At 66.7% G+C, this 14,292-nt stretch carries 12 protein-coding genes; 5 read left to right on the forward strand and 7 right to left on the reverse strand.

Annotated features, from left to right (window positions below):
- The first annotated feature begins 29 nt into the window (after positions 1-29).
- Positions 30-1,553, forward strand: a complete 1,524-nt coding sequence (locus HWN72_RS05525) for a hypothetical protein (protein WP_069707570.1) — start codon at positions 30-32, stop codon at positions 1,551-1,553.
- On the opposite strand, the gene HWN72_RS05530 is transcribed toward HWN72_RS05525, so the two are convergent.
- From HWN72_RS05530 to murI, 4 genes are all read right to left on the reverse strand, one after another.
- Positions 1,543-2,643, reverse strand: coding sequence for an NADH:flavin oxidoreductase/NADH oxidase (locus HWN72_RS05530; RefSeq protein WP_069707571.1), 1,101 nt, complete (start codon positions 2,641-2,643; stop codon positions 1,543-1,545). The genes HWN72_RS05525 and HWN72_RS05530 overlap by 11 nt on opposite strands.
- A 165-nt stretch (positions 2,644-2,808) precedes the next feature.
- Entirely contained in the window at positions 2,809-4,023 is a 1,215-nt protein-coding gene (hemA, locus tag HWN72_RS05535; RefSeq protein WP_069709120.1) for a 5-aminolevulinate synthase, read from the reverse strand.
- 128 nt (positions 4,024-4,151) lie between these two features.
- Positions 4,152-4,949 (reverse strand): hypothetical protein, encoded by a 798-nt coding sequence (locus HWN72_RS05540; protein ID WP_248005834.1) that lies wholly within the window; start codon positions 4,947-4,949, stop codon positions 4,152-4,154.
- A 23-nt stretch (positions 4,950-4,972) separates the two neighbouring features.
- Entirely contained in the window at positions 4,973-5,824 is an 852-nt protein-coding gene (gene murI / locus HWN72_RS05545) for a glutamate racemase (RefSeq protein WP_375154514.1), read from the reverse strand.
- A 107-nt stretch (positions 5,825-5,931) separates the two neighbouring features.
- Between murI and plsY the strand changes: the two genes are divergently transcribed.
- The 4 genes from plsY to HWN72_RS05565 all read left to right on the forward strand — a co-directional run bounded on the left by plsY (position 5,932) and on the right by HWN72_RS05565 (position 10,596).
- Positions 5,932-6,519: a glycerol-3-phosphate 1-O-acyltransferase PlsY gene (gene plsY / locus HWN72_RS05550; protein WP_008828830.1), complete on the forward strand. Its 588-nt coding sequence runs from the start codon at positions 5,932-5,934 to the stop codon at positions 6,517-6,519.
- Complete coding sequence (gene dprA, locus HWN72_RS05555; RefSeq protein ID WP_069707574.1) at positions 6,516-7,625, forward strand: DNA-processing protein DprA; 1,110 nt, start codon at positions 6,516-6,518, stop codon at positions 7,623-7,625. The genes plsY and dprA overlap by 4 nt, the downstream gene beginning before the upstream one ends.
- Positions 7,626-7,783: 158 nt before the next feature.
- A complete protein-coding gene (gene topA, locus HWN72_RS05560) occupies positions 7,784-10,420 on the forward strand; it encodes a type I DNA topoisomerase (RefSeq protein ID WP_069707575.1) in 2,637 nt (878 codons plus the stop codon).
- Entirely contained in the window at positions 10,417-10,596 is a 180-nt protein-coding gene (locus HWN72_RS05565) for a hypothetical protein (RefSeq protein WP_008828827.1), read from the forward strand. The genes topA and HWN72_RS05565 overlap by 4 nt, the downstream gene beginning before the upstream one ends.
- A gap of 34 nt (positions 10,597-10,630) precedes the next feature.
- On the opposite strand, the gene HWN72_RS05570 is transcribed toward HWN72_RS05565, so the two are convergent.
- The 3 genes from HWN72_RS05570 to era all read right to left on the reverse strand — a co-directional run bounded on the left by HWN72_RS05570 (position 10,631) and on the right by era (position 14,244).
- Entirely contained in the window at positions 10,631-12,064 is a 1,434-nt protein-coding gene (locus HWN72_RS05570) for a glycosyltransferase family 39 protein (RefSeq protein WP_248005835.1), read from the reverse strand.
- Between the two features lie 198 nt (positions 12,065-12,262).
- Positions 12,263-13,351, reverse strand: a complete 1,089-nt coding sequence (locus tag HWN72_RS05575; RefSeq protein ID WP_172704977.1) for an SGNH/GDSL hydrolase family protein — start codon at positions 13,349-13,351, stop codon at positions 12,263-12,265.
- On the reverse strand, positions 13,351-14,244 hold the full coding sequence (gene era, locus HWN72_RS05580) for a GTPase Era (protein ID WP_036522661.1): 894 nt from the start codon (positions 14,242-14,244) through the stop codon (positions 13,351-13,353). The genes HWN72_RS05575 and era overlap by 1 nt, the downstream gene beginning before the upstream one ends.
- Between the last annotated feature and the right edge of the window lie 48 nt (positions 14,245-14,292).

Genomic DNA, 14,292 nt, shown 5'->3' on the forward strand with positions numbered 1-14,292 from the left:
TGGGGCGATCTTAACACTCCGCGGGCTACATGGCGCTGATGCCGAAACTCGACGACCGCACCCCGATCCCGCGCTGGCGGATGCTCATGCCTGCGATGGTGGCGCTGGCTTTCCTGCCGGTGCTGCTGGCGCCGGTGCCGGGTTTCGTCGACATGCCGTCGCACATGGCACGGCATCACGTTCTGGCCAACATCACTGCCGATCCTGCGCTGAGCAGGATGTTCGCGGTACATTGGCAGTGGATCGCCAACCTCGGCGCCGATCTGCCTTCGGTGCTGCTGGCGCCCCTGCTGGGCAGCGAGCGTGCGACGCTGGTGGTTGGAGCCTTGCTGGCGCCGCTGACGGTCATGGGCCTGTTCCAGCTTTCCCGCGCCGCGCATGGGCGAGTGAGCGCAAGCGCTTTCGTTGCACTGCCTTTCGCCATGCATCAGGCATGGATGTGGGGGTTTCTCAATTACTGCATGGGCATCGGTCTGGCCTTGCTGGTTGCGGCATGGCTGTACACCCGGCCGCGCGAAAGCGGACGCGAGCAGGTGATTCTGGCAGTTGCGGCGCTGGTCGTGTGGACGGCGCATATGGCGAGTTGGGTGGTCCTGCTTATCCTCGCGGCGGGCAACGAGTTGGGGAAGCTCGGAAGCTGGCGCGAGGTGTGGCCGGCGATGCGGCGCAATCTCGTTCTGCTGGTGCCGGTCGTGCCGCTGCTGCTCTGGCGTTCCGAGGCGGCGGGGCACGGGAGCGGCCCGGCCTACGTCGACTTCGTTAACACCAAGATCGTGGTCTTCGCCAGCGTGCTGCGAGGCACGGACAAGCTGGTGGATATCGGTTTGCTGGCGGCGCTGGCCTGCGTCAGTGGGGTTGCCTTGCTGTGGGCGTCGGGGCGCAGGCTGGAGCGAAGGTTGCTCGTCAGCGGGGTGCTGCTCGCCTTCGCGGCGGTCGCGGCCCCCACGACGATCCTCAATGCATGGGGCACGGACTTGCGTACCGCGCCTATCGCGCTGCTGGCCCTCGTGCTGGCGATCACGCCGAGCGCCCGTCCCGAACGGGAGCGCCTGATCGTGATGGCGGGAATCGCGTTGTTCTGCGTGCGCGTGGGGACAGTGACCCGGGATTGGGTGCGCCATGGCCACGTCCTCGAACAACGCCTGACGCTGCTCGGCGCCGTGCCGCGCGGAGGGCGCGTCGGCTATCTCTGGGCGGCGCCGGATTGCGGTTTTCCCTGGCGTCTGGTGCCGGACGAGAAGCTGGGCAGCTATGCGCTCACGCGCAGGGATGTCTACGTCAACACGCTGTTTATGGTCGACAATGCCAAGCTGATGACCGTCCGCGACCCGCTCCTCGCGCAGCGCTGGTCCGGTGGGACGCAGGACGTGGCGCCGCTTTGCCCTCAAAACCGGCCGGACCTTGCCGCGATGAACGTAAAGATTGCGGGCATGCGTGCGGATGGTTTCGACGCGGTCTGGGTTTCGGGCGGGATTCCGGTCGACCTGCCGCCGCCGCCGGGCTTCGTCGTGGCGAAGCGGGCGGGCGGCGACACGCTGTTTGTCAGGCGCTGACGAACAGGTCCTTGTAGGCGCGCGGCTGGCTGCGCAGGAACTGCGGCGCCACGGCGATCTTTGCGCCCAGCGCCGCTGCGGCATGCCACGGCCAGCGCGGGTCGTAGAGCACGGTACGCGCAAGCCCGATCATGTCGGCATCGCCGGTTGCGATGATGGCTTCGGCTTGCTCCGGTTCGGTGATGAGGCCCACGGCGATCACCGGTATGGACACCGCCTGCTTCACCGCCCTTGCCAGCGGCACCTGATAGTTGGGGCCGACGGGAATCTTCTGCTCGATGTGCAGCCCGCCGCTGGAGACGTGGATCGCAGCCGCGCCGCGCGCTTCCAGAGCCCTGGAGAAGGCGACGGTCTGCTCGATGTCCCAGCCACCCTCTACCCAGTCGGTGCCGGAGAGGCGCACTGTCACCGGCTTCTCGGCAGGAAAGGCTGCGCGCACCGCGTCGTAGACTTCCAGCGGGAAGCGCATGCGGTTCTCGAGGCTGCCGCCATACTCGTCCGTGCGCGTGTTGGAGAGCGGCGACAGGAATTGGTGCAACAGGTAGCCGTGCGCGGCATGGATCTGGATGGCGTCGATCCCGAGCCGTGCGGCGCGATGCGCGGCCTCGGCAAAGGCGGTGCGGACGCGGGCTAGCCCGGCGCTGTCCAACGCCACCGGCGCGTTCTCATGCTTCTGGAAGGGCAGGTCGGAGGCAGAGACCGTCTGCCAGCCGTTGGCTGCGTCCGGTGCGATCTGGGCGCCGCCGTCCCATGGCTTGGCGGTGCTGGCCTTGCGACCGGCATGGGCAAGCTGGATGGCGATGGGCATTTTCGACCAGCGGCGGACGCTTTCCAGGACTTTGCCCATGGCTGCCTCGGTGGCGTCGTCCCACAGGCCCACGTCGGCGTAGGAGATGCGCCCCTCGGGCAGGACGGTGGTTGCCTCGATCGTCAGGATGGCGGCGCCCGACTGGGCAAGCTGGCCGAGGTGCTGGGTGTGCCAGTCGGTCATGCGGCCGTCCTCGGCGGAATACTGGCACATCGGCGCGATGACGATGCGATTGGCGAGCGTGACGTCGCCGAGAGTAAGGGGCTCGAAGAGCTTTGCCATGGATGGTCCTCTGGTCATGTCGTTGCAAAGGGGGGAGAGAGCGCTGGAAGCGCCGCAACGCACGTGCACTTGGGAACGGAGCGCGTGAGAAAAAAGGCCCCCCGCGCGGTGCGGAGGGCCTTTCGGACAAGAATATCTTGCAACTGCGAAAGCGTGCCGCTCGTCTCAGGCGGCGAGGCGCATTTCCAGCCTGTCCCAGATTTCGACCAGGGCTTCGGTCAGTTCGCGCATCATCTCTTCGGTGTGCGCGGGGCCGGGGGTGAAGCGCAGGCGCTCGGTGCCGCGCGGGACGGTCGGGAAATTGATCGGTTGCACGTAGGCACCATACTCGGCGAGCAGGATGTCGCTGATCTGCTTGGCGCGCACCGGATCGCCCACCATGAGCGGGACGATGTGCGTGACGGAGTCCATAACCGGCAGGCCCGCATCGCGGAACATCAGCTTCATCATCGCGGCGGAACGCTGCTGGCCCTCACGCTCGACGCTCGAGCTCTTGAGGTGACGCACCGAAGCGAGCACGCCCGCGACCAGCACCGGCGAGAGCGAGGTCGTGAAGATGAAGCCCGGCGCGTAGGAGCGGATGCAGTCGATGATCTTGTTGTTGGTGGCGATATAGCCGCCCATGACACCGAACGCCTTGCCCAGCGTGCCCTCGATGATGTCGATGCGGTGGGCGGCCTCGTCACGGTCGGTGATGCCGCCGCCGCGTGGGCCGTACATACCGACCGCGTGGACTTCGTCGATGTAGGTGAGGGCGTTGTACTTTTCGGCGAGGTCGCAGATCGCGTGGATCGGGGCGACGTCGCCGTCCATCGAATAGACCGATTCGAAGGCGATCAGCTTGGGCAGGGCAGGATCGGTCTCGGCCAGCAGTTCCTCGAGGTGTTCGAGGTCGTTGTGGCGCCAGACCTTCTTTTCGCAGCCCGAATTGCGGATGCCTGCGATCATGCTGGCGTGGTTCAGTTCGTCCGAGAAGATCACGCAGCCGGGCAGCAGCTTGGCCAGCGTCGAGAGCGTGGCGTCGTTCGAGACGTAGCCCGAAGTGAACAGCAGCGCGCCCTGCTTGCCGTGCAGGTCGGCCAGTTCGGCCTCGAGGTCGACATGGTAATGCGTGTTGCCGCCGATATTGCGGGTGCCGCCGGAGCCGGCGCCGACGTCGTGCAGCGCCTCTTCCATGGCCTCGATCACCTTGGGGTGCTGGCCCATGGCGAGATAGTCGTTGGAGCACCACACGGTGATCGGCTTCGGCCCGTTGTGGCCGGCGAAGCACCGCGCGTTCGGATAGGCGCCCTTGTTGCGCAGGATGTCGATGAAGACGCGGTAGCGCCCTTCGGAGTGAAGGCGCTCGATCGCCTGGTCGAAAATGTGCTCGTAGTTCACGGTGTCGACTTTGTCCTGCCTTGCCTGTTCCGGCGCCTGCCCAAAGCGTTGCGCCCGTTGCCCGGACTGCATTTGCTGCGGCCAATAGCTTATCGCGTCTCTCATTGCCAGTCGCTTGTACCTAAGGGCTAATCGGAAAACGTGCCTGCGGAAAACGGGATTTTGGAAGGCTCGTGCCCCGCAACGATCGTCATCTGCGGCGCGGCGCGGTGCAATGCATTGATCGTCATCAACCAGGAGAGGGTTTCTCTGCGGAAAGAGGCAATCTCTCCGCGCGTGGCGATGCGTGCGGGAAGGCGCAATTCCTTCCAGTTGACGGCGAGCTTGGCGATGTCACCGGTGAACAGGAACTCGCGATCGTCCGAGAGCCGGACGTAGACCATGTTCGCTTCCGGCGCGACGCCGCTGGCCGGAATCACCACGACGCCGGGCGCGAGCGTATAAGGCACGTCGCCCGAGGGCGGCAGTTCCTGCTCCACCCGGTGCGTGCCCGTTGGATAGCCGCCGTTGTGAGTCGGCTTGTCGGCGAGCAGGATGACGTGGGAGGCTTTCGACAATGCGGTCTCGATGCGGGCCTGTGCCTCACCGCTGTACCGATCGAACTCGTGCGTCATGGCCGAGGAGCGGGAGATCCCGGCGTCGATCACGATCGGGCCGTTGCCCGGCACGATCAGTTCATAAGCGCTGATAATGTTGGGAGCTTGCCGCAGACCGCCGCCCGCCACCAGCATGTTGCGCGAGGTCATGCGCAGGCCCACCGTCTCGACGCGCAGTTCGATGGGGCGCTGGCCATCGCTCGCGTCCGCGAGCTTGCGCAGAGCGCCTATCGTCAGCGGCTTTGCCCTGGGCTCACCGCTCCCGATCCCGGCCCCGGCATCGGCCAGGAACCAGTAGTAGGGGATGGCGATGATGAGCAGTACCGACAACAACCATACATTGAGCCGTCGCGTCAAAACCTCTCGATCCTCATGAGCCCGTAATGCGCCAGCTTCTCGGCATAGGCACCGGGCAATTCTCCCTGTCCGGTGAATAGCGCGCGGTCGGGTCGTTGGCGAGAATATTCCTGTCCCGCAGTGAGACGCGCGACCTGCCGCGCGATGCCTTGTGCGCCGTGCACGAAGCGTACGCCTGGGCCGAAAGCCTCGGCGAGTTCGGCTTCGACCAGCGGGAAATGCGTGCACGCGAGAACCACGGTGTCGATGCGCTCGCCATCGGGCTGCATGCGCAGCGCCTGGGCGGCATGACGGATGAGCGCGGGATCGACGGGTTCGCCGCGCAGCTTGGCCTCGGCCGCCTCGACGAGACCGGGCGCGCCGTGGCGGAGCAGCCGCTTTCCGGCGGCGAATTCGTGCTCCAGCCGGTCGACATAGGCCTGCCGGATAGTCGCCTCGGTGCCGAGCAGGCCGATCACGCCGGTCTTCGTCATCGCGGCGGCGGGCTTGATGGCGGGCACGGTGCCGACGATCGGCACTTCCAGCACTTCGCGCACCATGCCCAGCGCGATGGTCGAGGCGGTATTGCAGGCGATGCAGACCAGACGCGGGCGGAAACGCTCCGTCATGCGGCCGAGCAGCCCGGCCACGCGCGCCGCGATCTGCGCCTCGGTCTTGGTGCCGTAAGGCAGTCCGGCGGTGTCGGCGGCATAGATGATCGACGCATCAGGCAGGGCCTTGCGCACTTCCTCCAGCACGGTGAGCCCGCCGACGCCCGAATCGAACAGCAGGATCGGCGACGTCGCATCGATCCTTGCAAGCGTGGTGGCGACGCTCTGCGGCGCGCTCTCGATATCGGAAGCCATCATCAATCCCTGGACCTTGCCACCTGTTAACCGCGTCGGGGTTGTCCCGGCAACGCCGAATGCTGCAACCTGTCTTCTGCAAAGCGCGATAGGGCGCTAAGGCGCGTCGCATGACTTGGATTCTTCCGCTCGTACTCGGCTATCTGCTCGGCTCCGTGCCGTTCGGCCTCATTCTGACCCGGGTGACCGGCGCCGGCGACTTGCGCTCGATCGGATCGGGCAACATCGGCGCGACCAACGTGCTGCGCACCGGGCGCAAGGGCCTTGCCGCTGCCACGCTGCTGCTGGACCTGCTCAAGGGGCTGGCGGCGGTGTTGATCGCTGCGCAGATCTGGCCCGAAACGGCACCGCTGGCAGCCCTGGGCGCGCTCCTCGGCCACTGCTTCCCGGTCTGGCTGCGTTTCAAGGGGGGCAAGGGCGTGGCGACCGCAGCGGGCGTGGCCTTCGGTCTCGCATGGCCGGTCGGGTTGGCTTACGCGCTGACGTGGATCGGGTTGCTGGCGACGGTGCGCATCTCCTCGGTATCGGGCATGACTGCGGCGATCGTCGCGCCGCTTGCCGCGTTCGTGCTGGGCTATCCGCAGGCGGGGTTGGTCCTGACCGTCATTGCCGCGCTCGTGCTGTTCCAGCACCGTGAGAACATCGCCCGTCTGCGTGCGGGAACCGAACCGCGCATCGGAGGCGGCAAGAAAAAGTGAGTGCCCCGGGCGGTCTTTCGCGGGACGAGGCCTTCGCCCGCATTCGCCTGTTACGCTCGCCCCATGTCGGACCGGTCACTTACCGCCACCTCCTGGCCCGGTTCGGCAACGCAGTAAACGCGATCGCGGCCTTGCCGGAGGTCGCGGGGCGATCCGGACGTCCTTACGCGCCCGCGCCGGAGCGCCGCGTTCACGACGAGATCGCCGCCGCTCGCAAAACCGGCGCGCGTTATCTCTTCCACGATTCGCCGGACTATCCGCGCCTTCTCGGCGAGACCGAGGGCGCGCCGCCGATCCTGACCTGGCGCGGAGACATGTCCGTGCTGGCGCGGCCGTGCGTCGCCATGGTCGGCGCGCGCAATGCTTCCGCTGCCGCGATCCGGCTGGCACGGGAGTTTGCGCATGAACTTGCCGGAGAGGGCTGGACAGTCGTTTCCGGCCTCGCCCGCGGCATCGACGGGGCCGCGCATCAGGGCGCACTCGCGGCGGGTGGAGCGACCGTGGGCATCATCGCCAGCGGCATCGACATCACGTATCCGCCCGAGCACGCAGCCCTGCAGGAAGAGGTCGCGACGCGCGGTCTGCTGCTGGCGGAGCAGCCTCCCGGCTCCGAGCCGCTGGCACGCCATTTCCCCTCCCGCAACCGGATTATTGCCGGGTTGTGCCTGGGCACCTTGGTGGTCGAGGCAGCGCCGAAGTCCGGCTCGCTCATTACCGCGCGGCTGGCGGGCGAGATGGGGCGGCAGGTCATGGCGATTCCCGGCTCTCCGCTCGATTCGCGCTCGCATGGCTGCAACCAGTTGATCCGCGACGGCGCCACGCTGGTGCAGGCAGCGCAGGACGTGATCGAGGAACTGACCGACTTTTCGGGCGCGATGCCGACGAGCCTGCGCGAAGCGCCCCGCGACTGGGTCGAGGAGGTGCCGTCGGCAGCGGCCGCCAATCCCGCCGACGTGGCGGGTCTGCTCACGACCGCGCCGGTTGCCGTCGATGAACTGATCCGCCAGTCGGGCGCGAGCGCCGCTGCCGTTCAGCTTGCCCTGCTAGAGTTGGAACTGGACGGCAGGCTTGCCCGCCACGCCGGTGGGCGGGTCAGTCTTGGGTGAGCGTGCTGCCCGGAAGAAATCGACGGTGCGTCTTTATCCCGCAGCGCTTATGCGGCAAGGGAGCCGTCCCGGCGGGGCTTGACGGCCCGGTCGAACACGACCCACCTTGTACGTGTATGTATGCGTGCGCGCACGCGAGGGGCAGATCGAGTTAGAGAATGCAGCTAGTCATCGTAGAATCGCCCGCCAAGGCAAAGACCATCGAGAAGTACCTGGGCAAGGACTACAAGGTCCTCGCCAGCTACGGCCACGTCCGCGACCTGCCGCCCAAGGACGGCTCCGTCCGCCCGGACGAGGAGTTCGCGATGGACTGGGAACTCTACGGCGACAAGCAGCGCCAGGTGAAGGCGATCACCGATGCGGCCAAGACCGCCGACCGCCTGATCCTCGCGACCGACCCTGATCGCGAGGGCGAGGCGATCTCGTGGCACGTGAAGGAACTGCTGGCCAAGCGCAAGGCGCTGCCCAAGGACGTGCAGCGCGTCACCTTCAACGCGATCACCAAGGAAACCGTCACTAAGGCGATGACCCAGCCGCGCGAGCTGGATCAGGACCTGATCGACGCCTACCTCGCCCGCCGTGCGCTGGACTACTTGTTCGGCTTCACGCTTTCGCCTGTCCTGTGGCGCAAGCTGCCCGGCGCCAAGTCGGCGGGCCGCGTGCAGTCGGTGGCACTGCGCCTGATCGTCGATCGCGAGCGCGAGATCGAGGCGTTCACGCCGCAGGAATACTGGTCCGTTGCCGCGCAGATGGCGCATGACGGGACCGACTTCACCGCCAAGCTGGTGACGTTCGAGGGCCAGAAGCTCGACCGCCTGAGCCTGGGTGAAGAGGGCATCGCCATGCGGGCCAAGACCGCGGTGGAGCAGGGCGCCTTCAAGGTCGAGGGCGTCGAGACCAAGCCGCATCGCCGCAACCCGCAGCCGCCGTTCACCACCTCGACCTTGCAGCAGGAGGCCGCACGCAAGCTGGGCTTCTCGGCCAGCCAGACGATGCGCGTGGCGCAGACGCTCTATGAAGCGGGTGCGATCACCTACATGCGTACCGATGGCGTGCAGATGGACCCGAGTGCGATCTCGGCCGCCCGCGCCGCCATCGCAGAGCGCTTCTCCGGCCACTTCGTTCCCGAAAAGCCGCGCCACTACGAGACCAAGGCCAAGAACGCGCAGGAAGCGCACGAGGCGATCCGTCCCACCGAGTTCACCAAGGACCGCTTCGGTTCAGGGGACGAGGCGCGCCTGTACGATCTGATCTTCAAGCGCGCGATGGCCAGCCAGATGGCTTCGGCCCAGCTTGAGCGTACCACCGTAACCCTGCGCGACGGAACTGGCCGCAACGAACTGCGCGCCACCGGCACCGTGGTGAAATTCCCGGGCTTCCTTGCCGTCTACGAGGAAGGCCGCGACAACAAGGCCGACGATGACGACGAGGCAGGCCTGCTGCCCTTCATGAAGGCGGGCGACATGCCGGCCAAGAAGGACGTGACCGCCGAGCAGCACTTCACCCAGCCGCCGCCGCGCTTCTCGGAAGCCAGTCTTGTGAAGCGGCTGGAGGAACTGGGCATCGGGCGTCCTTCGACATATGCCGCGACGATCCAGGTCATCAAGGACCGCGCTTACGTGCGGACCGAGAAGAACCGTTTCTTCGCAGAGGAGACGGGGCGACTTCTCACCTCGTTCCTCGAACGCTTCTTCCCCCGCTACGTGGCTTATGAATTCACGGCGGGCATGGAGGACGAACTCGACGACGTTTCGGGCGGACGCCAGGAATGGAAGGCGCTGCTCGAAGCGTTCTGGCGCGACTTCAAGCCCAAGTCCGACGAGGTGATGGAGAAGAAGCCCTCGGAAGTGACCGAGGCGCTGGACGAATTTCTCTCCGATTACCTGTTCCCGCCCAAGGCCGACGGCACGGATCCGCGTGTCTGCCCCAAGTGCGGAGAGGGGCGCCTGTCCCTGCGCGGCGGGCGCTACGGCGCGTTCGTGGCGTGCTCGAACTATCCGGAGTGCAAGTTCACCCGCAAGTTCGCGCAGCCCGGCGGCAACGCCGAAGGCGGCGATGACGAAGGGCTGGGCAAGGACCCCGAGACCGGCATGGAGATCATGCGCCGTACCGGGCGCTTCGGTCCCTACATCCAGCTCGGCGAGGGCAAGGAGGCTAAGCGTGCCTCGATCCCCAAGGATATCGACGAACTGACGCTGGAATGGGGCATCAAGCTGCTCAGCCTGCCGCGCACCGTGGGTCAGCACCCGGAGACGGGCAAGGATATCACTGCAAGCATCGGCCGTTACGGCCCGTACCTTGCGCATGACGGCAAGTATGCACGGCTGCGTTCGACGGCGGAAGTGTTCGACACCGGCATGAACGCCGCGGTCTCGATGCTGGCTGACGCCGCCAATCGCGGCGGCGCGGCCTCGCGCACCAAGGCGGAACCGCTCAAGGTGCTGGGCGCGCATCCAACCAGCGGCGGCGAGATCAAGGTCATGGCGGGCCGCTATGGTCCTTACGTCACCGACGGCACCACCAACGCCACCCTCCCGCGCGACCAGAAGCCGGAGGACCTCACCGCCGAGCAGGCCGTCGTGCTGATCGACGAGAAGGCGGCCAAGGGGCCGGCCAAGGGCAAGAAGAAGGCGCCAGCCAAGAAGGCGGCGCCCAAGAAGACTGCCGCCGCCAAGACGGACGGTGCCAAGAAGCCGGCGGCAAAGAAGGCAACGGCCAAGAAAGCAGCACCGAAAAAGAAGGCGGCCGCAGATGCCGATCAGGACGGCGCCGCACCGTGGGATGTCGAAGCATGAGCGACAAGGTTGCCAAGCACAAGCAGCCCTGGAAGCCCGAGGAACTGCAGAAGCTGCAGACCCTCGCGGGCAAGGGCAAGGGCCTCAAGGAAATTGCCAAGGCCCTCAACCGAACCGAGGAATCGACCAAGGATGCGGCGCGCCAGCATGGCATGAACATCGCCAAGGCGCGGTGACGGTCTCCTGCCCCGGATCAGTTCCGGGGCGGCGTCATTTCAGCCGCCACAGCGCGAACCGGCGGGTGCCTAGGCTGACTTGCGTATAAGTTTGGTAGTCGCTGCGCAGCGCTTCCATGACGATGTCGCGCGTCTTGTCGTTGGCGCGGTTCGGGCGCTTGGACAGCCCGACCACCACCACGCCGGGGCGGCTGGCCATGATGCGGCGTACTTCGCTCACCGGGTCGATGTTCAGCGCGCCCGCTTCATTCATCGCATTGAGGTGGCTTGGGTAGGCAAATCGCGTTGGAATGCAGGCGTTGGTGGTGCGGTAGAGCGCGCTGTCGCCCTCGAAGACGTAAAGGCAGCGGCCGTGCAGTTCGCGCGTGATCGCGTGTGTCATGCTCGCGAACTGCGTGGCATCGCCCCTTTCGCGGACCTGCAGGGCGGGTACCGCGATTGCACCGACGACACCCATGCCCAGGAGCAGTTGGCCGTACCAGCGCTCTCCCGGGCGGCTACGTGCGAGGGCCGGGGCAGCAAGCACGCTCAGCGGCACCAGCACGGGGCCGAGATAGTGGTCGTACCAAGTGCCGAAAACCAGGAACCCGCCGATGCTCGCCAGCGCCCAAATGCGCAGGGACGGCAGGGCTGCCGGGCGCTCTCCGCGAACGGGGCGCAGGCGATGGGGTGCCAGAAGCAGGGCGAGCGCGAAAGGGATCAGCGCCAGGCATTCCTTGGCGAGCCGACCGAAGGCATCGGCCATGTCCGTCGTGCGGCCTAGGATCGAGGTAAAATTGGCTTGCACGAAGGCATCGCCGTGGCCGAGCCATGCATAGCCTGTCCAGACCGCCGCAGTCGGAGCCAGCGCCGCCGCGATCCATCCAGCGCCCGCCAGGACCAGTCTCCGGGGCGGCCAGCCGTCCGCCCAGCCGCGTCCCAGCAGCATCAGGCCAAAGGCAGCGCCTTCGAAGACCGCCGTGTACTTGATCTGCATCGCAAGCCCGAACAGCAGCATCGCCTCCAGGCCGCGGCGGGCAAGCAAGGGATCGTGCGCCCGCGTTCGCACATCGACGACGATCAACGCGGCAAGGGCGACAGGCAGGTTGTAGAACACCGGCGACTGGCCAAGCGCCACGTTGAACACCGGCTGCCAAAGCAGATAGACCAGCCCCGCCCACTGCGCTGCGCGGGGCGGAGCGATGCGGCGGGCGATGCGCTCGATGACCAGCGCGGTGAGCACCGAGCAGGCAAGGCCGAGCAACTGATAAGTCAAGACCGGATCGAACCGCAGGGCGTAAACGGCGCGATAGAGCGCGAACAGGCCCCAGGGCTTGCGATCCCAGATGTCGACGTAGGGAAGGGCGCCCTGCGCCATGCGCTGCCCGACGAGGAGGTAGAACTGCTCGTCCGACTGGAATGCGGGCTTGCCCAGCATCAGCAGTCGCAATGCGAAGGCGATCGGCAGGTACAGCGCGAGCGAACCCAACCGAAGCCGGGCGCCGATAGGACGGCGAACGGCAATCGGAACATTCCGTTGCGCCGCAGCGGCACTCCGCGCGACCATGAGCGACCCTTTCCTCGTTCCGGCCGCGGGGGGAACGGCGGTTGTTGGGAAAGGGCGCTTAAGGCGTTTTGATTGCAGGAATGCGACGGCGGATCGCGCCGTCGCCAGACTTCCGCGGCGTTACGAGCGCTTCTTCGTCTCGTTCGACGGTTTGGCCGTCGGCGCCGGTGTAGGCTTGGCCGTTGGGGCGGCCGTCGGTGCCGGCACCGGGACGGCGGGAATCGGCTGCCCGGGTGCAGGCTTCGTCGGCGCCGGTCCCGGAGGATTGAGGCCGGGCTCGACCGTCACCGAAGGCTTCACTGGCCTTACGCCGGCCTTGATGAGCCAGGACGAAATGCCGTCAGCCGTCGCCTGCATGCCGGCCTTGTTGAGATGCCATTGCAAGCCCTGCCGCCCGTCGTAGCCTTGCGGGGAGCCGATCATCCACGGCTCCTTGTCGCAAGGGGTGTGGGTGGCCGAGGACTGGTTCATCTCGACGACGATGGTGCCGTGCGCCTGCGCCACGCGGCCGGTGATCTCGGCAAGGCGGCGGCCGATCTCGCGCACGATCGCGGCGTCGGTCTCGCTGACCGGGGTGTCGGCGCAGAGCTTGCCCGGCGGCGGCACGGGGGTCAGGTACTGGACGAAGACGATGCGCGCCTGCGGGGCGGTCGCCTTGATGCGGCGGGCGATCTCGTTGAGCTGCGCCTCGTCGCGGACGTAGTCGGCCTCCGTGGGGATGCGGACCGGACCGCAGGCCTTGGTCTTGGCGCCCGAAGCGGCGATGATCTTGGCATTGAAGGCGCAAGTCGCGGAGAACAGGTTGCCGATGTACGACAGGTCGTTGCCGCCGATGGTGATCGTCACCAGCCGGGTGTCGGGCGTGACGCTGTTGATCTGCGGCGGCACTTCGCCCCAGGGGCCGAGCACGTTGTCGGTCACCGCGCCCGAGCAGGAACGGTCGATCAGCACCATGCCGAAGCGTTCGGCGAGCAGCGTCGGGTAGTTGTTGAAGCTCTGACCGCAGCGTGCGGGCCAACTCGGCTTCACGGGCGGAAGCTGGGGGCCAGCCGCGAACGACGAGCCGATGGCGACGTAGCGTTGCCCGGCCAGGTTCTCTTCCACCAGGGTGACCTGCGCCTTCTCGGCGGCCACGGCCTTCATGTAAGGCGTGGCGCAGCCGCACAGCAGGAATGCGGTGGCAGTGAGGGTCGAGAATGCGGCCTTCATCATTTCACCCAGTCGAGTCCGATTTCCTCGTAGATGTCCTTGGTTTCGGCCCAGTTCTCCTCGACCTTCACGTGGAGGAAGAGGTGGACCTTCTGGCCGAGCACTTCGCTCAGTTCCTTGCGCGCGGCCTCGCCGATCGCCTTGATCTTCGAGCCGCCCTTGCCCAGCACGATGGCGCGCTGGTTGTCGCGGGTGACGACGATCTGCTGGCGGATTTCCACCGAGCCGTCCTTGCGCGGGGTATAGGCCTCAGGACGCACGGCGGCGTCGTAGGGCAGTTCCTCGTGGAGCTGGCGGTAGAGCTGTTCGCGCGTGATTTCGCAGGCGAGCAGGCGTTCGCTGGCGTCGGAAACCTGGTCTTCGGGGTAGTGCCAGGGTCCTTCGGACATCTGCCCGGCGAGCCAGGTTTTCAGTTCCGGCACGCCGTCGCCGCTGAGGGCGGAGACGAAGAACACTTCGTCGAACTGCACTTCTGCGGTGAATTCCTGCGCCAGCACCAGCAGCTTTTCCTTGGCGCTTGCATCGACCTTGTTGAGCACCAGCACCTTGCGTTCGGTGCGGTCCTTCAGCGTTTCGAGCAGCGGCATCAGTTCGTGGCGGCGCAGCTTCACCGCATCGACGATCAGCAGGATCGCGTCGGCCTCCTGCGCGCCTTCCCAGGCGGCGGCGACCATCGCGCGGTCGAGGCGGCGGCGGGGCGCGAAGATGCCGGGGGTGTCGGCGAGGATGATCTGCGCCTCGCCCTCGAGCGCGATGCCGAGCAGGCGGGCGCGGGTGGTCTGCGCCTTGGCCGAGGTGATCGCGACCTTCTGCCCGACGAGCGCGTTGACGAGCGTGGACTTGCCCGCGTTGGGGGCGCCGATGACGGCGACGAGACCGCAGTGCTGGGTCATGATTGTGCGGCTCCGGTTGCGCCATGCGGCCTGTGCTTCGACAAGCTC

Source organism: Novosphingobium sp. HR1a (assembly GCF_015594425.1).
In the GTDB taxonomy this organism is placed as follows: Bacteria; Pseudomonadota; Alphaproteobacteria; order Sphingomonadales; family Sphingomonadaceae; genus Novosphingobium; species Novosphingobium resinovorum_A.

What these genes read in the sequence shown, in the direction of transcription:
- murI (WP_375154514.1), bottom strand. Translation starts at nt 5,824, where the DNA reads ATGATGGCTTCCGATATCGAGAGCGCGCCGCAGAGCGTCGCCACCACG.
- HWN72_RS05565 (WP_008828827.1), top strand. Translation starts at nt 10,417, where the DNA reads ATGAGCGACAAGGTTGCCAAGCACAAGCAGCCCTGGAAGCCCGAGGAA.
- HWN72_RS05525 (WP_069707570.1), top strand. Translation starts at nt 30, where the DNA reads ATGGCGCTGATGCCGAAACTCGACGACCGCACCCCGATCCCGCGCTGG.
- HWN72_RS05575 (WP_172704977.1), bottom strand. Translation starts at nt 13,351, where the DNA reads ATGAAGGCCGCATTCTCGACCCTCACTGCCACCGCATTCCTGCTGTGC.
- HWN72_RS05530 (WP_069707571.1), bottom strand. Translation starts at nt 2,643, where the DNA reads ATGGCAAAGCTCTTCGAGCCCCTTACTCTCGGCGACGTCACGCTCGCC.
- topA (WP_069707575.1), top strand. Translation starts at nt 7,784, where the DNA reads ATGCAGCTAGTCATCGTAGAATCGCCCGCCAAGGCAAAGACCATCGAG.
- era (WP_036522661.1), bottom strand. Translation starts at nt 14,244, where the DNA reads ATGACCCAGCACTGCGGTCTCGTCGCCGTCATCGGCGCCCCCAACGCG.
- plsY (WP_008828830.1), top strand. Translation starts at nt 5,932, where the DNA reads ATGACTTGGATTCTTCCGCTCGTACTCGGCTATCTGCTCGGCTCCGTG.